A 26,121-nucleotide genomic window follows, 5' to 3' on the forward strand; every position below is an offset into this window, starting at 1 on the left:
ATGACGCGTCCCCTGTTCTTCGGGCCGGGCGAGGCGGTCCGTGCAGCGGCCCCCGGCAGCACGTTCGTGCTCGGAGGTGACGAGGGGCGCCATGCCGCGACCGTCCGCCGCCTCGGGGAGGGCGAGCGCCTCGACGTCTCCGACGGCGCCGGCTACCGGATCGGCGGCGTCATCACCGCTGTCGGGACCAGCACGGTCGAGGTCACGGTGGAGGCCGCCGGCCAGGAGCCTGCGCCACGGCACCGCCTGGTCCTCGTCCAGGCCCTGGCGAAGGGCGGCCGGGACGAACAGGCCGTGGAGGCGGCGACCGAACTCGGGATCGACGCCGTCGTGCCCTGGCACGCCGAGCGGAGCATCGTGCGCTGGCGCGGGGACAGGGCCGAGAAGGGCCGGCAGAAGTGGGTCTCCCTCGTCGGGTCCGCATCGAAACAGTCGCGGCGATCGTTCGTACCGGAGGTCCACGCCGTGATGGACACCGCGCGGCTCGCCGCGTGGGCGGCAACGGTCGACCGCATGATCGTCCTCCATGAGGACGCGGACCTCCCGCTCGCCGACCAGGTGTCCGCGTTGCTCGCCGGATCGTCGGATGCGACGTCGACGGCAGTCGTCGTCGGACCGGAAGGCGGCATCGGCGAGGCGGAACTGGGGAAGCTGAGCGCCGTCGGGGCCCGGACCGCGCGCCTCGGCCCGCACGTCCTGCGCTCCTCGACGGCCGGCCCCGCCGCCGTCGCGCTGCTGAACCATCTGCTCGGGCGCTGGTAACGGGCGTCCCGGACGTCCGCTATCGGACGACGACGGTCTTCGAGTCCCCGGACGGCGCGTCTCCGGAAGGAACGCCGGGAACGGAGACGGTGATCTCGTACCGGCCCGGAGGCAGTGTCACCGGGAACGAATAGGCCCCCGGCGCGCCGTCCCGGGGGGCGACCTCGACGGTGCCGTCGCGGAAGGAATTCGTCGCGCTCTCCTCCGAGCCGTCGATACTGCGATCGATGCGCCAGGCCAGGACATCCTCCGACACCGGACCCACCCCGTGGACGGTCAGGTCCCCGGCTGCAGCCCGCGTGCCCTCCTGCGGATCGATGATCCACAGCGGCGCAAGGGTCGCGGTGTCCCGGGTCCACTCGCCCTCGAGATCGATCGACCCGAAGGCGCGGTAGTGCGCCGCGCCGTCGACCAGGACGACGACGGAACTCGCCTCGCCGCCGGCGATCAGCCCCGCGTCCGAGGCCGCCGCCGTGGCCGTGTACACCAGCTGCTGCAGCGCGAGGCTGCCCTGCTCCTCGTCGAGGCGCTGCGGGAAAGCATCGGAGGAGATATCGAGGGTGATGACGTTCTTGGTCGAGATCGACGAACTGACCGTCGAGGCCGGCTGCCAGGACGAGTGGTAGTCGGGGTCGAGCGGCTGCCCCGAGGTCATGAGCCGGACGGCGTCGGCGATCGGATCGCCCGCCGAGTCCTCGGGCTCGGGCAGATACTCGCGGAAGAGGCGCTCGGCGCCGGCGTCCCCGCCGAGCCAGTAGACGGGCACGAGCGGCCTGCCGGCGTCAGACGGTCCCGCAGTGGGGACCTGGCCGGACGTGGAGGGGGATGGGGTAGCGGAGGCGTCCCCGGGTGCCGTCGTCGCACGCGGATCGGGCAGCGGAGCCATCTGCGCATTGCCGGCGAGAAGACCCAGGTCGGGCCGGAGGAACGCAGCGCTCCCCAGCAACACGGCACCGGACACCAGGAGGATGCCGCCGAGCCCCAGCCGGTTCTTCGTCAGCGGGTCTTCGTGGTTCATGCTCGCCTCCTTCCCTCTGGTGCGCGCCGGTCTCTCGCTGGTCCCAGCGATGGGGGTGGGTGTGGCCTCCCGGGGCGGCCGGAAGGCGGCTCGCACGAGGAGGACGAGGTTCAGCTTGGCACAGCGCGGCAGCGCCCCCCGGACAAATGACGATGCGCGGGGTGACTGAAACCTGATCGATACGAAGCCGTGGCCTATTCGCTACGAATCCCGGGGCCGACCGGCCACGGAGGCGTGACCGGAAAAATCCCTTGCACTATGGACGATGGTGGGGAATCAGGGACGTCGGGGCGACGTTGCAGGAAGGGCCGGAACAGGCAGGATGCCGTACCATGGGCATGCCCGCCTTCCGGGCAGGTGCGGGACAACACCACCAGCACGACACACAGGATGAGGGGCGATCGAAGGCCGGACGGCCGAGGTATGAGCGAAACTTCAACAGGCATCAATGCGGCAGGACTCGACACCAGGACGTTCCTCTTCGACTCGACGGAGCAGATGGTGCAGGCGCTGGGCTCCAACGACGAGGCGCTTCGGCTGATCGAGGAATCCTTTCCCGGCGTCGGGCTCCACGCCCGCGGCAACGAGCTGACCATCACGGGTCCGTCGGCCGACGTGCTGCGGACCGAACGGCTCGTGGCCGAGATCCGTTCCATGGCGGCGAACAACGCGCCGGTCTCGCCCCAGGTGCTGGAGCAGCTGGTCACCATGCTGAAGACGCAGAGCGCGGCCCGCCCGTCGGAGGTGCTGTCCGTCAGCATCCTCTCCTCGCGTGGCAGGACGATCCGCCCCAAGACCCTCAACCAGAGCACGTACGTCGACGCGATCGACCGCAACACGATCGTGTTCGGCATCGGTCCGGCGGGAACCGGCAAGACCTACCTCGCGATGGCGAAGGCCGTCCAGGCGCTGCAGCACAAGGAAGTGAACCGGATCATCCTGACCCGGCCTGCCGTCGAGGCGGGGGAGCGGCTCGGGTTCCTGCCGGGCACGCTCAACGACAAGATCGATCCCTACCTGCGCCCCCTGTACGACGCGCTGCACGACATGATGGATCCCGACTCCATCCCGCGCCTGATGGCGGCCGGGACGATCGAGGTGGCCCCGCTCGCCTACATGCGCGGCCGGACGCTCAACGACGCCTTCATCATCCTCGACGAAGCCCAGAACACGACACCGGAGCAGATGAAGATGTTCCTCACCCGGCTCGGCTTCGGCTCGAAGATGGTGGTCACCGGCGACATCACCCAGGTCGATCTGCCCGGCGGCACGAGTTCGGGTCTGCGCGTGGTGAGCGACATCCTGCGCGACGTCGACGACGTGTACTTCAGCGAGCTCGATGCCTCCGACGTCGTCCGGCACCGGCTCGTCGGCGACATCGTCAGCGCCTACGGCGCCTGGGACGAGGCCCAGCGGGCCTCCCAGCCGTCCGCCGGCCGGCCGGGCGCCACCCGATGAGCGTCGAGGTCAACAACGAGTCGGGTCACGACGTCGACGAACCCTCCCTCGTCCGCCTGTCGAACTTCCTGCTCGAGTCGCTCTTCGTCCATCCCGAGGCGGAGCTGTCGATCATCCTCGTGGACACCGCCGCCATGGAGAAGCTGCACATCGAGTGGATGGACGAGCCCGGTCCCACCGACGTGCTCTCGTTCCCCATGGACGAGCTGCGTCCGGGGACGCCCGGTCGGGTGACCCCCCCCGGTCTTCTCGGAGACATCGTCCTGTGCCCGGACGTGGCGGCCTCGCAGGGCGCCGCCGCCGGACACAGCACCCACGACGAGCTGCTGCTCCTGACCACGCACGGCGTCCTCCACCTCCTCGGCTACGACCACGCCGAACCGGAGGAGGAGAAGGAGATGTTCGGGCTGCAGCGCCAGCTCCTGTCCGACTTCCTCGGCGGCCACGCTCCCGAGGAGACGCGCGCTTGACCATCTGGCTACTCGCGGTGATGGGGTTGCTCTTCGCGCTCACCGCCGCCCTCGTGACGGCCGCCGAGGCTGCGTTCAGCTACCTCCCGCGCCAGGAGGGCGAAGCCCTCGTCCAGGAGTCCCGGACGCAATCCATCCGCCGCATCCTCGACGCTCCTGTCGCCCATATGCACGCCCTCCGGTTCTGGCGCGTGTGGTTCGAGATGGCCGGGGCCGTCGCCGTCGCGATCCTCTTCCACGACCTGCTCGACAACGTCTGGCTGGCCGGCCTCCTCGCCACCGCGGTGATGGCGTGCATCGGCTTCGTGATCGTCGGGGTGTCGCCGCGGCAGCTCGGGCGCACCCACGCCCCCGGCGTCGTCCGGCTGACGGCGGGGCTCGTGTCCTTCCTGTGCGCCATCCTCGGCCCGGTTCCCCGGTGGCTCGTGCGGATCGGCAGTGCCATCACGCCGGGCGCGGCGCGGGACGAGGCCGCGTTCTTCACGCAGGAGGAGTTCCGCGAACTGCTCTCCCGCGCGTCCGACGCGGAGATGATCGAGGACAACGAGGCGGAGCTCATCCACTCGGTCTTCGAACTCGGCGACACCAAGGTCCGTTCCGTCATGGTCCCGCGCACCGACATGGTCACGATCGAGTCGGGCTCGACGCTGAGCCAGGCCATGTCCCTCTTCCTCCGTTCGGGCTACTCACGGATCCCGGTCATCGGGGAGAGCTCGGACGACATCCGGGGTCTGCTGTACCTGAAGGACGTCGTGGCGAATCTCCACGGTCGGCCGTCCTCGAACCAGTCCCGTCCCGTCGACGCCGACTGCCGGCCCGCGCGCTACGTCCCGGAGTCGAAGCCGGTCGGCGACCTGTTGCGCGAACTGCAGCGCGAGTCGACCCACGTGGCCATCGTCATCGACGAATACGGCGGCACGGCGGGCCTCGTCACGCTCGAGGACCTGATCGAGGAGATCGTCGGTGAGATCGTCGACGAGTACGACTCCGAGGTGCCGGAACAGGAGCTGCTCGACGGCGGTGAGTACCGGGTGAGCGCCCGGATGGGGATCGACGACCTCGGTGAGCTGTTCGGCCTCGACCTCGACGACGAAGAGGTGGACACGGTCGGCGGCCTGCTGGCCAAGACCCTCGGCAGGGTGCCGATCGTCGGATCAGAGGTCACACTGGACGGTATCGGCCTGCGGGCCGAGCGCGTGGAGGGCCGCCGTAACCGGGTCTCCCACGTGATCACCTACCGTCTGCCGCCGGAGCACCCGGTACAGGACGAACGAGAGACGATAGAGGCTGACACATGAGCGACGCGAAGCACAGGGCGGGATTCGTCTCGCTCGTCGGACGGCCGAACGCGGGGAAGTCGACCCTCACGAACGCCCTCGTGGGGCAGAAGGTCGCCATCACATCGGCGAAGCCGCAAACCACGCGCCACACCATCCGCGGCATCGTGAACCGCGAGGACGCACAGCTCGTGCTCGTCGACACCCCCGGGCTGCACCGCCCCCGCACCCTGCTGGGTCAGCGGCTCAACGACCTCGTCGCCGACACCCTCTCCGAGGTGGACGCCGTCGGGTTCTGCCTGCCGGCGAACGAGAAGATCGGGCCCGGGGACCGCTTCATCGCCGAGCAGCTGGCCCGGCTCAACCGCAAACCGGTGATCGCCGTGGTCACCAAGACCGACCTCGTGGACCGGCAGGCCCTCACGGAGCAACTCCTGGCCGTCGCGAAGCTCGGCACCGAGGTGGCGGGGGCCGACGGGTGGGCCGACATCGTGCCGGTGTCCGCCGCGGACGGTTTCCAGGTCGATACCGTCGCCGAGGTCTTCAGTAGGCACATGCCCGAGTCGCCCGTCCTGTACCCGGACGGACAGCTGACGGACGAACCGGAGGCCGTTATGGTGGCCGAACTGGTCCGCGAAGCCGCGCTGGAGGGTGTACGCGACGAGCTCCCGCACTCCCTCGCCGTCGTCGTGGAGGAGATGATCCCGAGGGAGGGACGCAGCGAGGACAACCCCATGCTGGACGTCCACGTCAACCTGTACGTCGAACGACCGTCGCAGAAGGCGATCATCATCGGCAAGGGCGGGGCGCGGCTGCGGGACGTGGGCACGAACGCGCGCCGGGGCATCGAGGCCCTGCTCGGAACCCGGATCTACCTCGACCTCCACGTCAAGGTGGCCAAGGACTGGCAGCGCGACCCCAAGCAGCTGGTCAAGCTAGGGTTCTGACAGGCACGACGTCCCGGCACCGCTCGTTGTCCTGCCGGGATACGTCCCCCAGCCGTTCCCGCACCCCATCGACGTCTCCGCCTGCACCGGTGCCGTGGCGCACCGGTGTGCGGGCCTGTGCCGGCGATACGATTCAGATCCGACCACCCGAAGGAGCCCGGGCATGACCCGCCGACCGTCCACTGATGGCGCCCCGAGCGCCGGCGACGCCCCTGGGCCGATCCCCGGTGACGCGTCCGTCGGCGCGGCACCCGCAGGACGGCATCTCGGCCGAGGGCGGCATCGGGGGCTCGCGATCGCTGCCATGGTCATGGCGACCGTACTCGTCGCCACTGTGGCGTTCGTCGCGGTGCAGGTGTTCCGCCTGCAGGCGAACGTGGCGACCTCCCCCCTGAACCTGGGTGAGAACGGGGAATCTGCACTTCCCGTCGACTCCAGCACCGACCCCCTCCAGATCCTCGTCCTCGGGACGGACACGCGGACGGGCAACTCCGGGGACTTCTTCGGCAGCGAGGATGATTCCGCCGGCGACGGCAACTCGGACGTCATGATGCTGCTGACGCTCTCCGCCGACCGGGAGGACGTCGCCGTCGTCTCCTTCCCCCGTGACCTGCTCGTGCCCCTGCCCAGCTGCGTCGACCCGGATACCGGGGAGGTCTCCCGGGCGATGGATCTGGGCCAGTTGAACGGCGCACTCGCCGAAGGCGGACCGGGCTGCACGGTCGCGGCGATCAACAACCTCACCGGTCTCTCGATCGACCACTTCATGATGGCCGATTTCGACGCGGTCAAGGAGCTGTCCTCCACTCTCGGCGGCGTCGAGGTGTGCGTCGAGGAACCCGTGGACGACGAGTACTCCGGCCTGTCCCTGCCCGCGGGGACCAGTGAGGTGGAAGGGGACCAGGCACTGGCATTCCTCCGCACCCGCCACAGTTTCGGTGACGGCGGCGACGCCGGGCGTATCGCGGCCCAGCAGTCGTTCCTGGCGTCCATGGCCCGCAAGGTGCAGGCCGAAGGGACCCTCACGAATCTTCCCCGCCTGTACTCCATCGCCGAGACGGTGACGCGGAACCTCACGGTCAACGAGGACCTGTCCAGGCCCACGGAACTGCTGAAGATCGCGGACCGCCTGAGGAACGTGGATCTCGCCAACATCGCCTTCGTCACCGTCCCCACCGAGCCGTGGGTCGAGGACCCCAATCGTCTCGTGCTCGACGAGGACGCGGCGTCGCCACTCTTCGACGCGCTGCGCGAGGACCGGGGCCTCACCGAGGACGAGCCCGAACCGTCCGCGACGGCTCCTGCCACCCCGGCCCCGGCCACCACGGCCCCCGCCACCCAGGCGCCCACGGCCCCGGCCATCGATCCCGCTACGGTGCCGGTCCTCGTGGTCAATGGGACCACCGACCCGGAGCGGTCGACCGAGCTGCAGGAGCTCCTCGTCACCGCCGGATACACGCAGACCGCGACCTACCCGTCGGTCCCCACGGAGCGGACGCAGGTCTACTTCAGCACCGGGTACGAGGCCGCCGCAGCAGACCTCGCCGCCCGGTTCGGTGTACCGCAGAGCCAGGTCTCGCTCGACGAGTCCGCCGCCGGTGTGCAGCTGCTCGTCGGCGCGGACCTCGCCACGGGCTCCAGGGTCGTCGTGCCGCCGCTCGGCAGCGCCCTGGAGGGCCAGACGGCGGACGAGGTGACCTGCCAGTCCTCATCGGGCCTCTAGCCGTCCGCGACACAGCCCGGCCCCCGCCTCCGGAAGGAGACGGGGGCCGGGCTGTGCCGACAGGGTCTACCAGATCCGTACCCGGTCCTCGGGCGCCAGCCACAGCTGGTCCTCCGCGCCGAGATCGAATGCTGCGTGGAACTCGTCCAGGTTGCGCACCACCTGGTTGCAGCGGAACTCGTTGGGGGAGTGCGGGTCCACGGTGAGGCGCCGCTTCGCCTCCTCGGGACGGATCTTCTGCTGCCAGCAGGTTGCCCAGGAGAGGAAGAAGCGCTGGGTCCCGGTCAGCCCGTCGATCACCGGCGCCTCCGCATCACCGAGACTCAGCAGGTAGGCGCGGTAGCTGATGCCCAGCCCGCCGAGGTCGCCGATGTTCTCGCCGAGGGTGAGTTCGCCGTTGACGGTCCGGCCCGCCACCTCGGACGGTTCCAGCGCCGCATACTGGCTCACGAGGCGCCCGGTCAGGGCGTCGAACGCCGTCCTGTCCGCTTCGCTCCACCAGTTGCGCAGACGTCCGGTGCCGTCGAACTGGGACCCCTTGTCGTCGAAGCCATGGCCGATCTCGTGGCCGATGACAGCCCCGATCGCGCCGTAGTTGACGGCGTCGTCGGCCTCGATGTCGAAGAACGGCGGCTGCAGGATGGCCGCGGGGAAGACGATCTCGTTCATGGTGGGCATGTAGTAGGCATTGACGGTCTGCGGAGTCATCAGCCAGGTGCCGCGGTCGATCGGTCCGCCGAGCTTGTCGAGCTGCCGGCGGTGCTCGAAGTCGTTCGCGCGAAGCACGTTGCCGTAGAGGTCGGACGCCTGCACCTCGAGCGGACCGTAGTCGATCCACGTCTCCGGATAACCGATCTTCGTGGTGAATTGCGAGAGCTTCTCGAGGGCGCGGTCCCGCGTCTCGTCCGTCATCCATGCCAGGGACGTGATGCTCGCTTCGTACGCGGCGATCAGGTTGCCGACCAGCTCGAGCATGGCGGCCTTGTGCGTCGCCGGGAAATGCCGTTCGACGTACCGCTGACCGATCGCCTCGCCGAGCGCTCCCTCGACCAGGGCGACGCCGCGCTTCCAGCGGTCCTTGATCCGGGGAGTACCCGCGAGGTGCGTGCCGTAGAACGCGAACGCGGCGTCCACGAACCGCTCGTCGAGGTAGTCGGCTGCATGCAGCAGGACGCGGCTCTCGAGCCACTCCCGCCAGGTGCCGAGGTCCTCGTCGCGCAGCGCGGCGTCGAGCCCTCGGACGAACTCCGGCTGGTTGACCACGAGCTCGACCGCCTGCTCCGGGCTGTCGGTGACGATTCGCAGCCATGGGACGAGGTGGCCCGACAGCCCGGCGACCGCGTCGTGCTGCACCAGGTTGTACGTCTTCTGCGGATCCCTGCGCTCCACGGACCCCATGGACGACGCCGCGAGGCGTGTCTCGAGCCCGACGACCCGGCCCGCCGCACCTGCCGGGTCGGCGGTCCCGGCGAGTTCGAAGAGCTGCGCGAGGAGCTCTTTGTACCGCTCGCGGGTCTCGGCGAAGCCTTCCTCGCGGTAGTAGGACTCATCGGGCAGGCCGAGGCCCGACTGGTAGAGGTGCAGCAGGTAGCGATCAGGGTTGCCGGCGTCGTTGCTCACGTACGGCGCCACCAGGCCCTGGACACCGGAGCGGGTGAGGTCGGCGCTGAGGTCGACGAGGTCCCCGACCGTGGCCACCGCCCTGATGCGCCCGAGCACGGGAGCGATCGGAGCGGCCCCTTCGGCCTCGATGCGCGCCGTGTCCATGAAGTCGGCGTAGAGGGTGCCGATCTTCGCGTCGAGTCCGTCGGTCGACCCGGCCGCCGCCTGCGCCGCTGCCTCCTCGATGATGGTCCGCACGGCGAGCTCCGAGGCGTCGCGCAGGGCGGTGAACGAGCCGGTGAGCGGTCGGTCGTCGGGGATCACCGTGTCCTTCAGCCAGACGCCGTTCGCATGCCGGAAGAGGTCGTCCTGGGGGCGGATGGTCGTGTCGAGAGTGGTCGGATCGAAGGTGCTGATCGTCATTGTCGCTTCCTGATTCCTCGTGGTGCGTCCGGGGCCCGCACTCGTCCGAGTGCCCCCGAAGCCATCCTATGTGCCGTGCTATCGTGGAAATGTGCGTGCACAGAGAACTCTTCTTCGGTGCCGCGGCGAGGCCATCTAGGACTTCGAGCCATTGGCCACACCTCGCCGCGGTGTTCGCGTCGCCCGGCCGCCGGCACACTCAGTTCCCATAGACAAGGCCGATCCCCCCATGCGAAACGCACAGAAGACCTCCGGTATGCCGTTCGGCAAGTACCGCCCTTTCCAGGACCAGATCACCGTCGAGCTCCCCGACCGGACCTGGCCGGACCGCGTGATCACGAAGGCGCCCCGCTGGTGCGCCGTCGACCTCCGCGACGGGAACCAGGCGCTGATCGACCCGATGAACCCCGAGCGCAAGCACAAGATGTTCGATCTCCTCGTGGGGATGGGCTTCAAGGAGATCGAGGTCGGCTTCCCGTCGGCGTCGCAGACCGATTTCGACTTCGTCCGCCAGCTCGTCGAGGGCGACCGCATCCCCGACGACGTCACCATCCAGGTCCTGACGCAGTCCCGGGAGCACCTGATCGAGCGGACCTACGCCTCCCTCGAGGGTGCGGACCGCGCCATCGTGCACCTCTACAACTCGACGTCCGTGCTGCAGCGCCGCGTGGTGTTCAACCAGGATCAGGACGGCATCATCGACCTCGCCCTCCAGGGCGCACGGCTGTGCCGCAAGTTCGAGGAGAACATGGGCAGCACGGCGATCACCTACGAGTACTCGCCGGAATCCTTCACGGGGACGGAGCTCGAGTTCGCCGCCCGCATCAGCAACGAGGTGTCAGCCGTGTTCGAGGCATCCGCCGACCGGCAGATGATCCTCAACCTGCCGGCCACCGTCGAGATGGCGACCCCGAACGTGTACGCCGACTCCATCGAGTGGATGAGCCGCAACCTCACCGACCGGGACAGCATCATCCTGTCGCTGCACCCGCACAACGACCGCGGGACCGGGGTGGCCGCGGCGGAACTGGGCTATCTCGCCGGCGCCGACCGCATCGAGGGGTGCCTCTTCGGTAACGGCGAACGGACCGGCAACGTCGACCTGGTGACGCTCGGGATGAACCTGTTCAGCCAGGGCATCGACCCCCAGATCGACTTCTCCGACATGGACTCCATCCGACGCACCGCCGAGTACTGCAACCAGCTCAGCGTGCCGGAGCGTTCCCCCTACGGTGGCGACCTCGTCTTCACCGCCTTCTCCGGCTCACACCAGGACGCGATCAAGAAGGGGTTCGAGAGCATGGAGCGCGACGCCGCAGCCGCCGGCGTCGGTGTCGACGACCTCCCGTGGGCCGTGCCGTACCTGCCGATCGACCCGAAGGACATCGGCCGGTCCTACGAGGCCGTCATCCGCGTGAATTCGCAGTCCGGCAAGGGCGGCGTGGCGTACCTGCTCAAGAACGAACACAGCCTCGACCTGCCGCGCCGGGCGCAGATCGAATTCTCCGGCGTCATCCAGCGCCGCACGGAGACGCAGGGCGGCGAGGTCAGCGGTGCGCAGCTGTGGTCGGTGTTCCAGGACGAGTACCTGCCGACGCGCACGGAGGGGGGCTCGGAGGCCTGGGGCCACTACGAACTCACCTCGGTCAATACGGACACGGCCGAAGACGGCTCGTTCAAGCTGGTCGCGACGCTCCTGGTCGACGGCGTGCAGCAGCGGAAGGCATCCCGGGGCAACGGCCCGATCGACGCCCTGCTCACCATCCTCGGCCAGGACGGCGTGGACGTCCGCGTCCTCGACTACACCGAGCACGCCCTCTCCTCCGGCGGCAACGCACGGGCAGCGGCCTACGTCGAATGCGCCGTCGGCGAGCGGGTGCTGTGGGGCGTCGGTATCGACGCGAACACCACCATGGCCGCACTCAAGGCCGTCATCTCGGCGGTCAATCGCGCCGTCCGCGACGCCGCCTGACCGGCCCCTGATCCATCGGCCCCGCGGTCCCGCGTCGAGCGGGCCGGCGGGGGCGGCAGGTGGGACAATGATCCAGTGCCCTCATCGTCAGCATCACGCACCTACCGCACCGAAGGCGTCGTGCTGCGCACCTACAAACTCGGTGAGGCGGATCGCATCGTCGTCCTCCTGACCCGCGAGCACGGGCAGGTCCGTGCCGTCGCCAAGGGCGTCCGACGCACCAGCAGCAAGTTCGGGTCCCGCCTGGAACCGTTCATGTCCGTGGACCTCCTGCTCGCGCACGGGCGGACCCTCGACGTCGTCACCCAGGCGCAGACCAAGGGTGCGTACGGCCACGGCATCGCGTCCGACTACGGGCGGTACACTGCGGCGACCGCCATTGCCGAGACCGCCGAACGCCTCACGGACATTGGCGAGGCCGGGGGAGCGCAGTACGCGCTCGTCGCGGGAGCGTTCTCCGCGCTCAGCCGCGCCCTGCACCCTTCGGAACTCATCCTGGACTCCTACCTGCTGCGCGCCCTGGCGACGGCAGGATGGGCCCCGAGCTTCACCGACTGCGCCCGCTGCGGCGCGCCGGGCCCCCACTCCGCCTTCTCCGCGCCACTCGGTGGTGCGGTCTGTCCGGCCTGCCGACCGCCCGGTTCGGCGTCGCCGTCAGCCGCGACCATGGAGCTGCTCGCCGCGCTGCTCACGGGCGACTGGGCGGTCGCGGACGCCTCGGAGGCCGGCGCACGGCGCGAGGCCGCCGGTCTCGTCGCCGCCTTCCTCCAATGGCACCTCGAACGCGGGGTCGCCTCCCTCAAACATGTGGAGCGTGTATGAAGAACCCCGCCCGACCCGTGGCACCGTGGCCCCACCCGAGCGGCGAGCAGGCACCGTCCATCCCGCGCCAGTTCGTCCCGGCGCACGTGGCGATCGTCATGGACGGCAACGGCCGCTGGGCCAACGAGCGCGGGCTGCCCCGTACCGAAGGGCACAAGGCCGGCGAAGCGGCACTGCTCGACGTCATGGCGGGAGCGATCGAGATCGGGGTACGCCATGTCTCCGTGTACGCGTTCAGCACGGAGAACTGGAAGAGGTCCCCCGAGGAAGTGCGGTTCCTCATGGGGTTCAACAAGGAGGTGCTGAGGCGCCAGCGGGACCAGCTCGACGCGTGGGGCGTGCGGATCCGCTGGTCGGGGCGCCGGCCGAAGCTGTGGCAGTCGGTCATCCGGGAGCTGGAGGAGGCCGAGCGGCACACCGCGGGCAATACGACCTGCACCCTCACCATGTGCGTCAACTACGGTGGTCGCGCGGAGATCGCCGACGCCGCGCGGGCCATCGCGGAAGACGTCGCTGCCGGAACACTGAGGGCGTCCTCGGTCAGCGAGAAGACCGTGCAGCGGTACCTCGACGAGCCGGACCTTCCCGACGTCGACCTGTTCCTGCGCACCTCCGGCGAGCAGCGGCTGTCCAACTTCATGCTCTGGCAGTCCGCCTACGCGGAGATGGTCTTCATGGACACCCTGTGGCCGGACGTCGATCGCCGCACCCTGTGGCGTGCCGTCGAGGAGTACGCCGCGCGCGACCGCCGGTACGGGGGAGCGGTGGATCAGGCGGCCGACCGGGTGTCCTCCTAGCGGCCTCCGTCGGGAAGCCGCCGACCCGCGGTTCCGGAGGCCGCCCACGGGGCCCGGGCAGGGACCTGCACATCCATCCACTCCGCGGCGGCCCGGATCGCGGCGCCGCGGACCTCGGCCCGGGACAGGAAGACATCGTGCAGGGCGCCCGGCAGGCGCCGGATGGTGACGTGGTGCCCGAGCTCCGCCGCGCGACGCACCATCGGCACCACGTCGAGGATGATGTCCGATTCCAGCATCGACTCGTCCCACGTCGCGCTGATCGTCGACGCAGCGGAGCACAGGACGAGGACCGGCACGTCGACCGTCACGCCGCGGGCCAGGGCGGTATGGCCCGCGAGGACCGCCGCGAGCCACCCGGCCCGGACAGGGAAACCCGTCTCGGGCCGCCACGCCGCGTCGATCGGCCATTCGCCGTCGAGCGTGTCGCTGATGCTCCTGAAGTAGAACCCCAGTGCCGGGAGACGCAGCCGCGCCTTGGGCCGACGGCGCGAGAGGGTCTCGAGGATGCCCTGCGCCGCACTCCGCAGCAACGCACTGCCCTGCGTGTCCAGCCACGGACTGTTCAGGACGAGCGCCGCGATCCGCCCCGGGTTGCGCGCCGCCCACAGCGTCGCGGTGAGACCACCCGTCGAGTGCGCCATCAGGACGACCTCGGGGCCGGGTGCCGCGTCGACCACCGTTCCCGCTCGTGCCGCCAGGCGGGCCCGCAGCGCGGCCAGAGCCGCCTCGAAGTCGTCGTCGTACTCCTCGAGGAACATCGCGAACCCGGGTGTCTGGCCGGGCAGGAGGCTGCGTCCGTACTTGTGCAGGTCCAGCGCGAAGAAAGCCCACCCCCGCGCCGAGAGCGCCTCGGCCAGTTCGGCGTGGAAGAAATAGTCGCTGAAGCCGTGGATGTAGAGCAGCACCCGGGAGGGGCCGGCCGCCTCAGCGCCGGCACCGGCGGGCGTGTCCGGTTCGTACGCCACGAGGGTGGCCACACGTGGGCCCTCGTCGTCGGGCTCGAGGGGGAGGGTCAGGGCGCGGAAGGGTTCCCCCAGGATGTCCTCCGACCAGCTCTCGTCCATGCCCCGACCCTACCGGCGCGGCCCGCCGGGCGCCCATGGGTCGTCCTGCGGAGTTGGCGCCCGCCACGCGAGCGTGGAACGCTGGTGGCATGCGCTTCTACCCGACCTTCTTCCGGATCGTCTTCTCCGGGATGGACGCCGAAAGGGCCCACCGGATCGGCTTCGCGCTGATCCGGGCGGCCGACCTCACGCCGGTCGGCTGGGCGCTGCGCCGCCTCTGCGGTCCCGACCCGAGCCTCGCCACCACCGCCTTCGGCGTCGAGTTCCCCTCGCCGTTCGGCCTGGCCGCCGGCTTCGACAAGGGCGGCAAGGGCGTGTCCGCGCTCACCACGCTGGGGTTCGGCCACGTGGAGGTCGGCACCATCACCGGGCAGGCCCAGCCCGGCAACCCCGCACCGCGCCTGTTCCGCCTCGTCGAGGACCGCGCCGTGATCAACCGGATGGGCTTCAACAACGACGGCGCTGCCGCCGTCGCCCCCCGCCTCCGGTCGGCGCACCGCACACTGGCGCGCCGCTACCGGGCGCGCCCGCGTCCCGTGATCGGCGTCAACATCGGCAAGACGAAGAAAGTGGACCTCGTCGACGCCGTCGCCGACTACCTCGTCAGCACCGAGCAGCTGGCGGGCACGGCGGACTACCTCGTGGTCAACGTGTCCTCGCCGAACACCCCCGGGCTCCGGCTGCTCCAGGGCGTCGAGTCATTGCGCCCACTCCTCGAGGCGGTCCGGCGCACGGCGGACACCGCGGCGGGCCGGCACGTACCGCTGCTGGTCAAGATCGCGCCGGACCTGACCGACCAGGACCTCGACGACGTCGGCGCGCTCGCCCTCGACCTCGGTCTGGACGGCATCGTCGCCACCAACACCACCATCACACGCGAGAACCTGGTCACTGACCCCGCGGACATCATCGCGAAGGGCGTCGGCGGACTGAGCGGAGCACCACTGAAGGCCCGATCGCTGCAGGTCCTCCAGCGCCTGCGGGCAGCGGTCGGCGATCAGCTGGCGCTCGTCTCCGTCGGCGGCATCGAGACCCCCGAGGACGTCATCGAGCGGCTCGACGCCGGCGCGACCCTCGTCCAGGGCTACACGGCATTCCTCTACGAGGGTCCGTTCTGGGCGTCCCGCATCAATCGCGGACTCGCACGGGCGCGGCGCACCCCGACGGCCTGAGCGCCGGTCGACGAAGAAGAGCCGGGCCCACGGGCCCGGCTCTTCGACGCTGCACCACCCGGTGCGATGGAGCGGTCAGGCGGGGTACTGGCCCCGGCGGACCTGCGGCTTGGGCAGGCGCAGCCGCCGGAGCTGCAGGGCCCGTGTGACGCCGTACCAGAGGTCGCCCTGGTTGGGTGCGCCGAACTTCTCGGTCAGCTTCCTCCTCAGCTTGCGGCGCAGCAGGACGCAGTCCACGATCACCGCGACGATCAGGATCCAGAAGGCCATCAGCACGGCGCTCTGCACGGCGAGGGATTGGAAGAAGCTGAGAATCACGAACACGAGGGCGGCGATCATGAGGAACTCGCCGATGTTCACCCGCGCGTCGACGAAGTGGCGGACGTACCGGCGGTTCGGGCCCTTGTCGCGCAGGGGGAGATAGCGCTCGTCGTCGGTGTCGAGCGCCCGCCGCATCTTCGCGCGCTCGTCCCGCACCGTGGTGCGGCTCCGCTCGCGCGCGGCCTTGCGGTCATTCGGCACGAGCGGCCGCTTGCGGGCCGCCTCCTGCACGCTGCGCCTGGGCGTGGGTGCACCCTTGCCCTGCGCGCGCGGCGCCTCGGGGGTTGGTGAAGCGCTGTCGACGGCTTCCTGGGCAGCGGGGGCTTCTTTATTTCGTCCGAACACCTTCTCAGGATACCGGGTCCGCGTCAGGGGAGGCCCGGCCCGGCCCACCGGACCCCGACCAGCCTCCGGCCACCGGGAGTTCTGCGTGTGTAGGGTTCTGGCATGACTTCCGTGACCCCCTCGACCGACCATCCCCATGACCCGTCGCCTGTCGGCGACCAGCTCCGTGCCAGTGTCGACGCGTCCTTCCCCCGCATCGTCGAGCAGCTCTCAGCCCTTGTCGCCATCCAGGGCATCGCGTGGGAGGCGTTCGACGCCCGGGAGCTCGACCGCAGCGCCGAGGCAGTGGCGGACCTGATCCGCGGTGCCGGGATCGACGACGTCCGCATCCTGCGGGTCGACAACGACGGCACGCCCGGAGGTCCCGCCGTCGTCGCCCGCCGCGCGGCGGCCGAGGGTCAGCCGACGGTCCTCCTCTACGCCCACCACGACGTGCAGCCCCCCGGGAACCCTGCGCTCTGGGAGTCGGACCCGTTCGTCGCGACGGAGCGCAACGGCCGGCTGTACGGTCGCGGCGCGGCCGACGACAAGGCGGGCATCATGGCGCACATCGGCGCGTTCGGCGCGCTCACCGAGGTACTCGGCGACGCTCTCGGCGTCGGTGTCACCGTGTTCATCGAGGGCGAGGAGGAGGCGGGCTCCCCGACGTTCCGCTCCTTCCTCGAGACCTACCGCGACGACCTGCAGGCCGACGTCATCGTCGTCGCCGACTCCAGCAACTGGAAAGTGGGCGTGCCCGCCCTGACCACCAGCCTGCGAGGACTCGTGGACGGCACCATCGAGGTGCAGGTCCTCGACCACGCCGTGCACTCCGGCATGTTCGGCGGCCCCGTCCTGGACGCCCCTACGCTCCTGTCCCGGCTGATCGCGACACTCCACGACGACGCCGGCGACGTCGCCATCGCGGGCCTGCACGGCGGGGACCACGCGAGCGTGGACTACGAGGAGGACGACTTCCGTGCGGACGCCTCCGTGCTCGACGGCGTACGCCTCGCCGGCACCGGGTCCATCGCCTCCCGGCTGTGGCACAAGCCCGCCCTGTCCATCATCGGCATGGACATCCCGTCCGTCGCGCTGTCCTCCAATACGCTGCTTCCGCGCGCCCGCGCCAAGTTCAGCCTGCGCCTGGCCCCCGGACAGGACCCCCGCGCCGCGATGGACGCCGTCCGCGCCCACGTCGACGCCCACGCGCCGTTCGGCGCCCGGGTGACCTTCACCCCGGGGGAGACGGGGAGCCCCTTCCGCACGGACACCACGGAACCCGCGTCCCGGCTCGCGCTGTCGGCACTCGAGGAAGCCTGGGGCGTACAGCCCGTGGAGGCGGGGATGGGCGGTTCGATCCCCTTCATCGCCGACCTCACCGAGCTCTTCCCGGACGCGCAGATCCTCATCACCGGTGTGGAGGACCCGGACTCCCGCGCCCACAGCGCGAACGAGTCACTGCACCTCGACGAGTTCCGGAAGGCGGTCCTCGCGGAGGCGCTCCTCCTGGCCCGCATCAACGACGGGGGCCTCACCCGCGACTGAGCGACGGCCGGGAGGGTGGAAATGTTTCCGCCCTCCCGGCCGTTATGCCTGACGCAGGCCCGGCGTACGATGAAGGAAAGCCGTGCGTGCGCCATACCGCGGACGGCACTGAGAGCGGGCTCACCAACGGTGAGGTCCGAGCGAGGAGATACACATGAGCACATCGACCACCGAGACCGGATCCGCCCAGGAATCCATCGAGCTCGCCGCGCACGAGGTCACCCTGTCCGACGTCGCCGCAGGGAAGGTGCGCAGCCTCCTCGAGCAGGAAGGCCGGACCGACCTCCGCCTGCGGGTCGCGGTCCAGCCCGGTGGCTGCTCCGGGCTGATCTACCAGCTGTACTTCGACGAGCGTGTCCTCGACGGTGACGCCGTCCGCGACTTCGACGGCGTCGAGGTCATCGTGGACAAGATGAGCGTCCCGTACCTGTCGGGGGCATCCATCGATTTCGAGGACACCATCTCCAAGCAGGGGTTCACCATCGACAACCCCAACGCGGGCGGATCCTGCGCCTGCGGGGACTCCTTCCACTAGCACGCCGGCAAGGGCCCGGAACGTCACCGACGAGGTGTGTTCCGGGCCTTTTGCGTGTCACCGGATCGCGGGTCTTCCGGGTAAGCTCTACAGTGAGTAGTAAAACTGGATGTGCACCCCGGGCCGCTTCACGGGCGGGTGGCAACGCACGTAGAAAAGGAAGGTCCGTCTGTGAGTTCGCAGGACCGAACCGGTAGCAAGCGCGTCAGGATCACCAAGATCTCCAGCATCTCGCTGGCCGGCGCCCTCCTACTGACCGGCTGTTCGGCAGAAGCCCAAAGGGGCTGGCTTCCGGCAGATCGGGACAACACCAACCACACCGCGGCGATCACCGATCTGTGGGTCAACTCGTGGATTGCGGCCATGATCGTCGGCATCATCACGTGGGGCCTGATCATCTGGTGCATGGTCGCGTACCGTCGCCGCAAGAACGACACCGGCTACCCCCGGCAGATCAGCTACAACCTGCCGCTCGAGATCTTCTACTTGACCATCCCGCTGTTCATGGTCCTCGTGTTCTTCTACTTCACGGAGCGCGACATCGCGAAGATCGACGCCCGCGTCGAGAATCCCGACGTGATCGTGGACGTCCGCGGCAAGCAGTGGTCGTGGGACTTCAACTACGTCAAGGAAGACAAGTACTCCACGGGCGTCCAGGGGAACCTGAACGGTGAAGAGGGCGTGCCCGAGAACCTGCCGACCCTCTACCTGCCCGTCAACCAGTCCGTCGAGCTCCAGCTCAACGCCCGCGACGTGCAGCACTCGTTCTTCGTTCCCGGCTTCCTGATGAAGCGCGACCTGTACCCGGGCCGCACCAACTACATCAACCTCACTCCGACGAAGGAGGGGGTGTTCGCCGGCAAGTGCGCCGAGCTGTGCGGCCAGTACCACTCGGAGATGCTCTTCAACGTGGAGGTCGTCTCGCAGGAGGAGTTCGACGCTCAGATGGCGCAACTCGAAGACGGCCAGCTCGGCGACGAGTACGACCGCGACTCCTACCCCGAGGACGATCCCGATACCGACCCAGCCAGGAGCAGCAGCTGATGTCCACCTTCGAATACACCCTTGAGGAAGCCGGCACCGTCGCGGCTCCGCGTGTGGTTCCGAGGTCCAAGGGACGCATCGTCGTCAACTGGATCACCTCGACGGACCACAAGACCATCGGGTACATGTACCTGATCTCCTCCTTCGTGTTCTTCTGCTTCGCCGGCGTCATGGCCCTCATCATCCGGGCCGAGCTGTTCGAGCCCGGGATGCAGATCCTCCAGACGAAGGAGCAGTACAACCAGCTGTTCACGATGCACGGCACCGTGATGCTCCTGATGTTCGCGACGCCCCTCTTCGCGGGTTTCGCGAACGTCATCATGCCGCTGCAGATCGGGGCCCCCGACGTCGCCTTCCCGCGGCTCAACGCGCTGGCCTTCTGGTTCTTCCTGTTCGGCAGCACGATCGCCGTGTCCGGCTTCATCACCCCGCAGGGCGCCGCGTCGTTCGGCTGGTTCGCCTACGCACCGCTGTCCAACACGACGTTCTCGCCGGGGGTGGGCGGAGACCTCTGGGTCTTCGGTCTTGCGCTCTCGGGCTTCGGCACCATCCTCGGTGCCGTCAACTTCATCACCACGATCATCTGCATGCGCGCTCCCGGCATGACGATGTGGCGCATGCCCATCTTCACCTGGAACACGCTGATCACGGCGATCCTGGTCCTCATGGCGTTCCCGCCGCTGGCTGCCGCCCTGTTCGCGCTCGGCGCCGACCGCCGGTTCGGAGCGCACATCTTCGACCCCGAAGCCGGGGGAGCCATCCTCTGGCAGCACCTCTTCTGGTTCTTCGGACACCCCGAGGTGTACATCATCGCGCTCCCGTTCTTCGGCATCGTCTCCGAGATCTTCCCGGTGTTCAGCCGTAAGCCGATCTTCGGCTACAAGGGCATCGTCTACGCGACGATCGCCATCGCCGCCCTCTCCGTGACCGTGTGGGCCCATCACATGTACGTCACCGGCGCCGTGCTGCTCCCGTTCTTCGCCTTCATGACCATGCTCATCGCAGTACCTACCGGGGTGAAGTTCTTCAACTGGATCGGCACCATGTGGCGGGGGTCCCTTACGTTCGAGACCCCGATGCTGTGGAGCCTCGGCTTCCTCGTGACGTTCCTCTTCGGAGGCCTCACCGGCATCATCCTGGCCTCGCCCCCGCTGGACTTCCACGTCTCCGACACCTACTTCGTGGTGGCGCACTTCCACTACGTGGTCTTCGGCACGGTCGTCTTCGCGATGTTCGCCGGCTTCTACTTCTGGTGGCCGAAGTTCACGGGAAAGATGCTCAACGAGCGCCTCGGCAAGATCCACTTCTGGATGCTGTTCCTCGGCTTCCACGCCACCTTCCTCATCCAGCACTGGCTCGGCGTCGAGGGCATGCCCCGCCGCTACGCCGACTACCTCCCGGAGGACGGCTTCACGGCCATGAACCAGTTCTCCACCATCGGGTCGTTCGTCCTCGGTGCGTCGCTCATCCCGTTCTTCTGGAACGTGTACATCACCTGGCGCACCGGCAAGAAGGTGGAGGTCGACGATCCGTGGGGCTTCGGTGCCTCGCTCGAGTGGGCGACGTCCTGCCCGCCGCCGCGGCACAACTTCACCTCGCTGCCGCGCATCCGGTCCGAGCGTCCCGCGCTCGACCTGCACCACCCGGAACTGCAGCAGACGCACACCCCTGATGACAGCGCTGCGAGCTTCATGGGCGCCGCTGACCGAGAGGACGCCAAGGCATGAAGATCGAGACGAAGCTCTTCACCTACCTGACGCCGTTCTTCCTGCTCGTCGGAACGGTCTACGGAGTCCTGGTCGAGTGGATGGAACCCGTGGGCTTCCTGGCCCTGTACCTCACGGCCGGCCTCTCCGGGATGATCGGTTTCTACCTCGGCTTCACCGGCAAGCGCGTCGGCAACCGGCCGGAGGACCGGCTGGACGCGGAGATCCACGAGGGGTCCGGCGAGCAGGGGCACTTCAGCCCCTGGAGCTGGTGGCCCCTGGTGCTCGGCCTGTCGGCCGCGACCTGCTTCGCAGGGCTGGCGGTCGGCTTCTGGATCACGTACATCGGCCTGGGGCTCGCAGCCATCGCCCTCATCGGCTGGGTCTACGAGTACAGCCGCGGGTACCACGCCCACTGATCGGCACGCTCAGCACCTGGAAGGGAGTCCGCCGGAGGCGGGCTCCCTTTCGCCTGTCCGGCGTCGTAGAGTCGTAGCGTCCGAAGCCCTGATCACAGGAGATGGAATCCATGGCCGTGATGCCGCGACGTTTCGACGCAGAACCGATCGACGGCACCTCGGCGACCCCGAAGCACGTGCAGCTGCGTGAGAGCCTGCGACGCTACCTCCGCCAGTTCGCCGAGCCGGGGGCCGGCATACCGTCGGAGCGGGCGCTGGGCAGTTACTACGGTGTCGCCCGGATGACGGTGCGCCAGGCGATCGACGCGCTCGTCGCGGAGGACGTGCTGGAGCGCATCGTGGGGCTCGGGACGTTCGTCGCGCGCAGCAAGATGGACCTCCACATGAAGATGACGTCCTACACCGAGGAGATGATCCGACGGGGGATGGTCCCCGATGCACGCGTTCTCAGCTTCGAGCAGCAGGGGGCCTCACCTCTCGTCGCGCGGGAGCTCCAGATCGAGATCGGCCAGCCCGTGGTGCGCTTCCGTCGCCAGCTCCTCGCCGACGGCGAGCCGATGAGCGTCGACGAGAACTTCATCCCGTCCCACTGCGTGCCCGGCATCCTGGACGAACCTCCTCCGACATCGCTCTACAACGTCCTGAGCGAGAAGTACGGCCTGGTCATGGAGTGGGGTGAGGACACCATCGAGGCAACCGCAGCGTCGCCGTCGATCGCGCGCCTGCTCAACGTGGAGATGAATGCGCCCCTGCTGAAGATCCAGCGGCATGCCTACGTGGCACGCGCCATGGTCGACTACTCCGTCTCCTACTACCGCGCGGACCGGTACAAGCTGTGGGTGCCCCTCCAGCGTCCCGGCGTCCGCACTCCGCGCGCCTACAGCGCCAACCGGTTCCGCTGATCCAGGAGGCCCTCCTGGAGCCGGCAGGGGAGGATCGGGCCGCGCTGTGGAGATCGCGTCGTCGGCGGTCAGCACGTCATGTCAGACCAGCACCCGTCCCGCGGCGACGGGATGCACGCGGCCGCAAGCGATCCGGGCCCGGTTGCCCGGGGACGCACGAAGAAGGGCCCGGACGCAGTGTCCGGGCCCTTCGGTCGCCCTGGCGGGCGGTGGTGCCTAGTGGCTGGCGATGGACTCGCGGTCCTTCGCGCCGGCGACCTCCTCGTGGTGGTCGCCATGGGACGCCTCGAGTTCCCTCGGCGTCACCGGTGCGACACGGTCCTCGAAGAAGAAGCTCGACACGCGCCCGTGGACCTTGTCCAGGAGCGAGACCTTGCCGTTCTCGTCGGGCTTCGGCACCATGACCTCGGGCGACTCGAAGGCGGTCAGCCTGTACCGCTGGTAGTCGTCGACCTGTTCGTGGACCTCGATGAACTCGCCATGGGGCAGGCGAACGATGCGTCCCGTCTCGCGGCCGTGGAGGGCGATCTCGCGGTCCTTACGCTGGAGGGCGAGGGAGATCCTGCGGGAGACCATGAAGGCGATGATCGGTCCCGCGATCACGAGGAAGCGCAACCAGTACGTGACGTCGTTCAGCGACACCATGAAGTGCGTGGCGATGAGGTCGGAGCTGGCGGCTGCCCACATGACGCAGTAGAAGACGACACCTGCGACGCCGATCGCCGTGCGCGTCGGTGCGTTGCGCGGACGGTCGAGGAGGTGGTGTTCACGCGTGTCCTTCGTGACCCAGGCTTCGATCCAGGGCCAGACGAACATCGCGGTGAACACGATCATCGCCGGGACGAGAGCGGGGAACAGGACGTTCAGCGACAGCGTGTTGACGCCCCACGGGAAGGGGATGTTGAACTCGAAGTCGAAGTCGCCGATCGTTCCGGGCATGAGGCGCAGCGCGCCGTCGACCCAGCCGATGTACCAGTCGGGCTGTGTACCCGCGGACACGGGGGAGGGGTCGTACGGCCCGTAGTTCCAGATCGGGTTGATGGTGAACGCCGCAGCGATCGCAGCGAGGACACCGAACACGATGAAGAAGAAGCCGGCGGCCTTCGCACCGAAGACTGGGCCCACGGGATAGCCGACCACGTTGTCGTTCGTCTTGCCCGGCCCGGCGAACTGGGTGTGCTTGTGCAGCACCAGCATGAACATGTGGATGCCGATGAGCAGCAGGATGACCGCGGGGATCAGGAGGATGTGCAGCACATACAGGCGGCCGATGATCATGGTGCCCGGGAACTCTCCGCCGAAGAGGAAGAAGCTCAGGTAGGTACCGACCACCGGGATGGCCTTCATCACGCCGTCGATGATGCGCAGTCCGTTTCCGGAGAGCAGGTCATCGGGGAGCGAGTAGCCCGTGAAACCGGCAGCGAGGCTCAGGATGAGCAGGACGCAGCCGACGACCCAGTTGAACTCGCGGGGGCGGCGGAACGCACCGGTGAAGAAGACCCGGAGCATGTGCACGGCCACCGCGGCCACGAACAGGAGCGCCGCCCAGTGGTGGATCTGGCGCATGAACAGACCACCGCGGATGTCGAAGGAGATATCCAGGGACGAGGCATAGGCCACCGACATCTCCACACCACGCAGGGGCAGATAGCTGCCGTCGTAGTGCGTCTCCGCCATGGAGGGGTCGTAGAAGAAGGTGAGGAAGGTCCCGGAGAGCAGCAGGACGACGAACGAGTACAGCGCCACCTCGCCGAACATGAAGGACCAGTGGTCGGGGAAGATCTTCCGGCCGAAGACCTTGACGATCCCGGAGCCGCCGACGCGGGAGTCGACATAGTCGGTGACCTTACCCACGCGCGTCTTCGGCACGTAGGGTTGCGCCGCAATGGAACTGCTCATGTCAGCCTCGCTCCCAGAAACTAGGTCCTACGGGTTCTTGGAAATCGCTGGATGCGATCAGGTAGCCTTCGTCGTCGACCTCGATGGGCAGCTGCGGCAGCGGACGGGACGCCGGGCCGAAGATGACCTTGCATTCCTGCTCGAGGTCGAAGGTCGACTGGTGGCACGGGCACAGCAGGTGGTGTGTCTGCTGCTCGTACAGCGCCACCGGGCACCCGACGTGCGTGCAGATCTTGGAGTACGCGACGATGCCGTCGTAGGCCCAGTCCTCGCGCCCCGGGGAGGGGTTGAGCTCCTCGGGATCGAGGCGCATGAGCAGGACGACTGCCTTGGCCTTCTCCTCGAGTTTGTGCTCGGCCTCGTTCAGCCCCTCGGGAATGACATGGAAGGCCGAGCCGACGGTGACATCCGAGGCACGGATGGGGGTGCCACTCGGATCGCGGGTCAGCCGGACACCGGTGTCCCACATGGTCTGCCGCAGGACGTCACCGGGCAGCGGGCCCAGGTCGCGGAAGATGGCGATCGCGGGAAGGGGCGCGAGGAGCGCGGCACCGAGCAGCGTGTTCCGGATCAGGGGGCGGCGCTTGATGCCGGACTCGTGGAGGATCTGGTCGACCATCTTCTCGGCGTCCTCGCGGTCGCTCTCCGGGCGGATGGCGTGCCGCTCCTCCGTGAGCTCGTGGTCGGGCATGAGCGTCTTGGCCCAGTGCACCATCCCGACGCCGATACCCAGCATCGCGAAGGCGGTGCCGAGACCGAGCAGCAGGTTCTGGAGACGCAACTGCTCGATGGTCTGGTCGAGCGGTACGAAGAAGTAGCCCACGAAGAAGAGCAGGGTCCCAAGGACGGAGATGAAGAACAGCAGGGCGACCTGGCGTTCGGCGCGCTTCTCGGCTCGCCGATCGCGGTCGGCCAGGCGCGGGCGGTGGGGCGGGTGGCCCGGATTCTCGAACTTGTCCGGCGTACGCCCGGGCGTCGCGACGGTGACCGAGCTTCCGGGAGCGCCGTGACTAGTGTCGGCCATGATCCCTCTTATCTTCCATTTGGTCCTGCAAGTCTGTAGTTGATTCGTTCACGGGGCGCTCCTGGATGGTCAGGACGACCGCGATGTGAGCCACACGGTGAAGGCGATGATGACGCCGAGGCCTGCGACCCAGATGAACAGGCCCTCGGATACGGGGCCGAGCGAGCCGAGGTCCGCTCCACCCGGGGAGCCCTGCTCCTCGATCGTCTTCAGAAACGCGATGATGTCCTGCTTGTCCTCGGGCGTTACGTTGGCGTCGCTGAAGACCGGCATGTTCTGAGGGCCGGTGACCATGGCCTCGTAGATGTGCTTCTCGCTCACGCCGTCGAGCGACGGGGCGTACTTGCCGCGGGTCAGGGCCCCGCCGGCAGCAGCGGCGTTGTGGCACATCGCGCAGTTGACGCGGAACAGCTCGCCGCCGTGGGCGGGGTCGCCCTCGGACGCATCGAGGATCTCCTCGTCGGGAATGGACGGGCCGGCACCGAGGGACGCGACGTACGCGGCCATCTGGCTGATCTGCTCCTCGGTGAACTGGACGGGCTTGGCCTGCGCCTGGGGACCGTCCATCTGCATCGGCATGCGGCCCGTGCCGACCTGGAAGTCGACGGATGCGGCGCCGACACCGACGAGCGACGGCGCGGCGTCGGATCCGGTGGCGCCGATGCCATGGCAGGAGGCGCAGTTCGCCACGAAGAGCTTGCTGCCCTCTTCGACATCGTCGGCCGTGAACGTGGTGGTCTGTGCCTGCGCCTCATTGGCGGAACTGGCTGCGGCGTAGAGACTGCCGGTAAAGAGGAGCGCCATGAGCAGCAGCGCCAACGCTGCGAGTGGGTGACGCCGCCTCTGGGAGAGTGCCTTCACGGGGTGGTTCCTGCCTTTTCGATGCGAG

General features: G+C 68.6%; 23 protein-coding genes. 16 read left to right on the plus strand and 7 right to left on the minus strand.

Translation table 11 applies throughout. The features are described 5' to 3' along the window. Complete coding sequence (locus ACX80F_RS07535) at positions 1 to 762, plus strand: 16S rRNA (uracil(1498)-N(3))-methyltransferase (RefSeq protein ID WP_459335765.1); 762 nt, start codon at positions 1 to 3, stop codon at positions 760 to 762. Between the two features lie 19 nt (positions 763 to 781). On the opposite strand, the gene ACX80F_RS07540 is transcribed toward ACX80F_RS07535, so the two are convergent. Continuing rightward, a complete protein-coding gene (locus ACX80F_RS07540) occupies positions 782 to 1,780 on the minus strand; it encodes a GerMN domain-containing protein (RefSeq protein WP_459335766.1) in 999 nt (332 codons plus the stop codon). Between the two features lie 423 nt (positions 1,781 to 2,203). Between ACX80F_RS07540 and ACX80F_RS07545 the strand changes: the two genes are divergently transcribed. From ACX80F_RS07545 to ACX80F_RS07565, 5 genes are all read left to right on the plus strand, one after another. Next, positions 2,204 to 3,238 (plus strand): PhoH family protein, encoded by a 1,035-nt coding sequence (locus tag ACX80F_RS07545; RefSeq protein WP_459335767.1) that lies wholly within the window; start codon positions 2,204 to 2,206, stop codon positions 3,236 to 3,238. After that, on the plus strand, positions 3,235 to 3,708 hold the full coding sequence (gene ybeY / locus ACX80F_RS07550; RefSeq protein ID WP_459335768.1) for an rRNA maturation RNase YbeY: 474 nt from the start codon (positions 3,235 to 3,237) through the stop codon (positions 3,706 to 3,708). Before ACX80F_RS07545 ends, ybeY begins: the two co-directional genes overlap by 4 nt. Then, complete coding sequence (locus tag ACX80F_RS07555; protein WP_459335769.1) at positions 3,705 to 5,006, plus strand: hemolysin family protein; 1,302 nt, start codon at positions 3,705 to 3,707, stop codon at positions 5,004 to 5,006. Before ybeY ends, ACX80F_RS07555 begins: the two co-directional genes overlap by 4 nt. Next, positions 5,003 to 5,932, plus strand: a complete 930-nt coding sequence (gene era / locus ACX80F_RS07560; protein ID WP_459335770.1) for a GTPase Era — start codon at positions 5,003 to 5,005, stop codon at positions 5,930 to 5,932. The genes ACX80F_RS07555 and era overlap by 4 nt, the downstream gene beginning before the upstream one ends. A 163-nt stretch (positions 5,933 to 6,095) precedes the next feature. Then, the gene (locus ACX80F_RS07565) at positions 6,096 to 7,655 is read left to right on the plus strand and encodes an LCP family protein (RefSeq protein WP_459335771.1); all 1,560 of its coding nucleotides are present in this window, start codon (positions 6,096 to 6,098) and stop codon (positions 7,653 to 7,655) included. Positions 7,656 to 7,721: 66 nt separating this feature from the next. Here ACX80F_RS07565 and ACX80F_RS07570 read toward each other — a convergent pair whose 3' ends face one another. After that, positions 7,722 to 9,680, minus strand: coding sequence for a M13 family metallopeptidase (locus tag ACX80F_RS07570; RefSeq protein ID WP_459335772.1), 1,959 nt, complete (start codon positions 9,678 to 9,680; stop codon positions 7,722 to 7,724). A 229-nt stretch (positions 9,681 to 9,909) separates the two neighbouring features. Between ACX80F_RS07570 and leuA the strand changes: the two genes are divergently transcribed. The 3 genes from leuA (at position 9,910) to ACX80F_RS07585 (ending at position 13,271) form a co-directional block, all read left to right on the plus strand. Further along, a complete protein-coding gene (leuA, locus tag ACX80F_RS07575) occupies positions 9,910 to 11,652 on the plus strand; it encodes a 2-isopropylmalate synthase (RefSeq protein WP_459335773.1) in 1,743 nt (580 codons plus the stop codon). 75 nt (positions 11,653 to 11,727) lie between these two features. Further along, complete coding sequence (gene recO, locus ACX80F_RS07580) at positions 11,728 to 12,474, plus strand: DNA repair protein RecO (RefSeq protein ID WP_459335774.1); 747 nt, start codon at positions 11,728 to 11,730, stop codon at positions 12,472 to 12,474. Then, positions 12,471 to 13,271 carry an isoprenyl transferase gene (locus ACX80F_RS07585; RefSeq protein ID WP_459335775.1) on the plus strand — a complete coding sequence of 267 codons (801 nt, stop codon included), beginning with the start codon at positions 12,471 to 12,473 and terminating at the stop codon, positions 13,269 to 13,271. The genes recO and ACX80F_RS07585 overlap by 4 nt, the downstream gene beginning before the upstream one ends. On the opposite strand, the gene ACX80F_RS07590 is transcribed toward ACX80F_RS07585, so the two are convergent. Further along, a complete protein-coding gene (locus tag ACX80F_RS07590; protein ID WP_459335776.1) occupies positions 13,268 to 14,338 on the minus strand; it encodes an alpha/beta hydrolase in 1,071 nt (356 codons plus the stop codon). The two genes, ACX80F_RS07585 and ACX80F_RS07590, sit on opposite strands and share 4 nt — an antisense overlap. A gap of 89 nt (positions 14,339 to 14,427) precedes the next feature. On the opposite strand from ACX80F_RS07590, the gene ACX80F_RS07595 reads away from it, so the two are divergent. After that, a complete protein-coding gene (locus ACX80F_RS07595; RefSeq protein WP_459335777.1) occupies positions 14,428 to 15,510 on the plus strand; it encodes a quinone-dependent dihydroorotate dehydrogenase in 1,083 nt (360 codons plus the stop codon). Positions 15,511 to 15,585: 75 nt separating this feature from the next. On the opposite strand, the gene ACX80F_RS07600 is transcribed toward ACX80F_RS07595, so the two are convergent. After that, the gene (locus ACX80F_RS07600; RefSeq protein ID WP_459335778.1) at positions 15,586 to 16,176 is read right to left on the minus strand and encodes a DUF3043 domain-containing protein; all 591 of its coding nucleotides are present in this window, start codon (positions 16,174 to 16,176) and stop codon (positions 15,586 to 15,588) included. 102 nt (positions 16,177 to 16,278) lie between these two features. Here ACX80F_RS07600 and ACX80F_RS07605 point away from each other — a divergent pair, with 102 nt between their 5' ends. The 6 genes from ACX80F_RS07605 to ACX80F_RS07630 all read left to right on the plus strand — a co-directional run bounded on the left by ACX80F_RS07605 (position 16,279) and on the right by ACX80F_RS07630 (position 22,309). Beyond that, entirely contained in the window at positions 16,279 to 17,703 is a 1,425-nt protein-coding gene (locus ACX80F_RS07605; RefSeq protein ID WP_459335779.1) for a M20/M25/M40 family metallo-hydrolase, read from the plus strand. Between the two features lie 154 nt (positions 17,704 to 17,857). Continuing rightward, the gene (locus tag ACX80F_RS07610) at positions 17,858 to 18,238 is read left to right on the plus strand and encodes a HesB/IscA family protein (RefSeq protein ID WP_459335780.1); all 381 of its coding nucleotides are present in this window, start codon (positions 17,858 to 17,860) and stop codon (positions 18,236 to 18,238) included. Positions 18,239 to 18,409: 171 nt separating this feature from the next. Next, a complete protein-coding gene (gene ctaC / locus ACX80F_RS07615; protein ID WP_459335781.1) occupies positions 18,410 to 19,282 on the plus strand; it encodes an aa3-type cytochrome oxidase subunit II in 873 nt (290 codons plus the stop codon). Next, positions 19,282 to 21,009, plus strand: coding sequence for an aa3-type cytochrome oxidase subunit I (ctaD, locus tag ACX80F_RS07620; protein ID WP_459335782.1), 1,728 nt, complete (start codon positions 19,282 to 19,284; stop codon positions 21,007 to 21,009). The genes ctaC and ctaD overlap by 1 nt, the downstream gene beginning before the upstream one ends. Next, positions 21,006 to 21,407 (plus strand): cytochrome c oxidase subunit 4, encoded by a 402-nt coding sequence (locus ACX80F_RS07625; protein ID WP_459335783.1) that lies wholly within the window; start codon positions 21,006 to 21,008, stop codon positions 21,405 to 21,407. Before ctaD ends, ACX80F_RS07625 begins: the two co-directional genes overlap by 4 nt. 119 nt (positions 21,408 to 21,526) lie before the next feature. Beyond that, entirely contained in the window at positions 21,527 to 22,309 is a 783-nt protein-coding gene (locus ACX80F_RS07630) for a GntR family transcriptional regulator (RefSeq protein WP_459335912.1), read from the plus strand. Positions 22,310 to 22,525: 216 nt separating this feature from the next. Here ACX80F_RS07630 and qcrB read toward each other — a convergent pair whose 3' ends face one another. The 3 genes from qcrB to qcrC all read right to left on the minus strand — a co-directional run bounded on the left by qcrB (position 22,526) and on the right by qcrC (position 26,093). Next, on the minus strand, positions 22,526 to 24,208 hold the full coding sequence (gene qcrB / locus ACX80F_RS07635) for a cytochrome bc1 complex cytochrome b subunit (protein WP_459335784.1): 1,683 nt from the start codon (positions 24,206 to 24,208) through the stop codon (positions 22,526 to 22,528). A gap of 1 nt (position 24,209) precedes the next feature. Further along, positions 24,210 to 25,232, minus strand: coding sequence for a cytochrome bc1 complex Rieske iron-sulfur subunit (qcrA, locus tag ACX80F_RS07640; protein WP_459335785.1), 1,023 nt, complete (start codon positions 25,230 to 25,232; stop codon positions 24,210 to 24,212). A gap of 69 nt (positions 25,233 to 25,301) precedes the next feature. Continuing rightward, on the minus strand, positions 25,302 to 26,093 hold the full coding sequence (gene qcrC / locus ACX80F_RS07645; protein WP_459335786.1) for a cytochrome bc1 complex diheme cytochrome c subunit: 792 nt from the start codon (positions 26,091 to 26,093) through the stop codon (positions 25,302 to 25,304). Between the last annotated feature and the right edge of the window lie 28 nt (positions 26,094 to 26,121).

The sequence above is a fragment of the Arthrobacter sp. TMS2-4 genome (genome assembly GCF_054511075.1).

What these genes read in the sequence shown, in the direction of transcription:
- ACX80F_RS07535 (WP_459335765.1), top strand. Translation starts at nt 1, where the DNA reads ATGACGCGTCCCCTGTTCTTCGGGCCGGGCGAGGCGGTCCGTGCAGCG.
- ACX80F_RS07540 (WP_459335766.1), bottom strand. Translation starts at nt 1,780, where the DNA reads ATGAACCACGAAGACCCGCTGACGAAGAACCGGCTGGGGCTCGGCGGC.
- ACX80F_RS07545 (WP_459335767.1), top strand. Translation starts at nt 2,204, where the DNA reads ATGAGCGAAACTTCAACAGGCATCAATGCGGCAGGACTCGACACCAGG.
- ybeY (WP_459335768.1), top strand. Translation starts at nt 3,235, where the DNA reads ATGAGCGTCGAGGTCAACAACGAGTCGGGTCACGACGTCGACGAACCC.
- era (WP_459335770.1), top strand. Translation starts at nt 5,003, where the DNA reads ATGAGCGACGCGAAGCACAGGGCGGGATTCGTCTCGCTCGTCGGACGG.
- ACX80F_RS07565 (WP_459335771.1), top strand. Translation starts at nt 6,096, where the DNA reads ATGACCCGCCGACCGTCCACTGATGGCGCCCCGAGCGCCGGCGACGCC.
- ACX80F_RS07570 (WP_459335772.1), bottom strand. Translation starts at nt 9,680, where the DNA reads ATGACGATCAGCACCTTCGATCCGACCACTCTCGACACGACCATCCGC.
- leuA (WP_459335773.1), top strand. Translation starts at nt 9,910, where the DNA reads ATGCGAAACGCACAGAAGACCTCCGGTATGCCGTTCGGCAAGTACCGC.
- ACX80F_RS07585 (WP_459335775.1), top strand. Translation starts at nt 12,471, where the DNA reads ATGAAGAACCCCGCCCGACCCGTGGCACCGTGGCCCCACCCGAGCGGC.
- ACX80F_RS07590 (WP_459335776.1), bottom strand. Translation starts at nt 14,338, where the DNA reads ATGGACGAGAGCTGGTCGGAGGACATCCTGGGGGAACCCTTCCGCGCC.
- ACX80F_RS07595 (WP_459335777.1), top strand. Translation starts at nt 14,428, where the DNA reads ATGCGCTTCTACCCGACCTTCTTCCGGATCGTCTTCTCCGGGATGGAC.
- ACX80F_RS07605 (WP_459335779.1), top strand. Translation starts at nt 16,279, where the DNA reads ATGACTTCCGTGACCCCCTCGACCGACCATCCCCATGACCCGTCGCCT.
- ACX80F_RS07610 (WP_459335780.1), top strand. Translation starts at nt 17,858, where the DNA reads ATGAGCACATCGACCACCGAGACCGGATCCGCCCAGGAATCCATCGAG.
- ctaD (WP_459335782.1), top strand. Translation starts at nt 19,282, where the DNA reads ATGTCCACCTTCGAATACACCCTTGAGGAAGCCGGCACCGTCGCGGCT.
- ACX80F_RS07625 (WP_459335783.1), top strand. Translation starts at nt 21,006, where the DNA reads ATGAAGATCGAGACGAAGCTCTTCACCTACCTGACGCCGTTCTTCCTG.
- ACX80F_RS07630 (WP_459335912.1), top strand. Translation starts at nt 21,527, where the DNA reads ATGCCGCGACGTTTCGACGCAGAACCGATCGACGGCACCTCGGCGACC.
- qcrB (WP_459335784.1), bottom strand. Translation starts at nt 24,208, where the DNA reads ATGAGCAGTTCCATTGCGGCGCAACCCTACGTGCCGAAGACGCGCGTG.
- qcrA (WP_459335785.1), bottom strand. Translation starts at nt 25,232, where the DNA reads ATGGCCGACACTAGTCACGGCGCTCCCGGAAGCTCGGTCACCGTCGCG.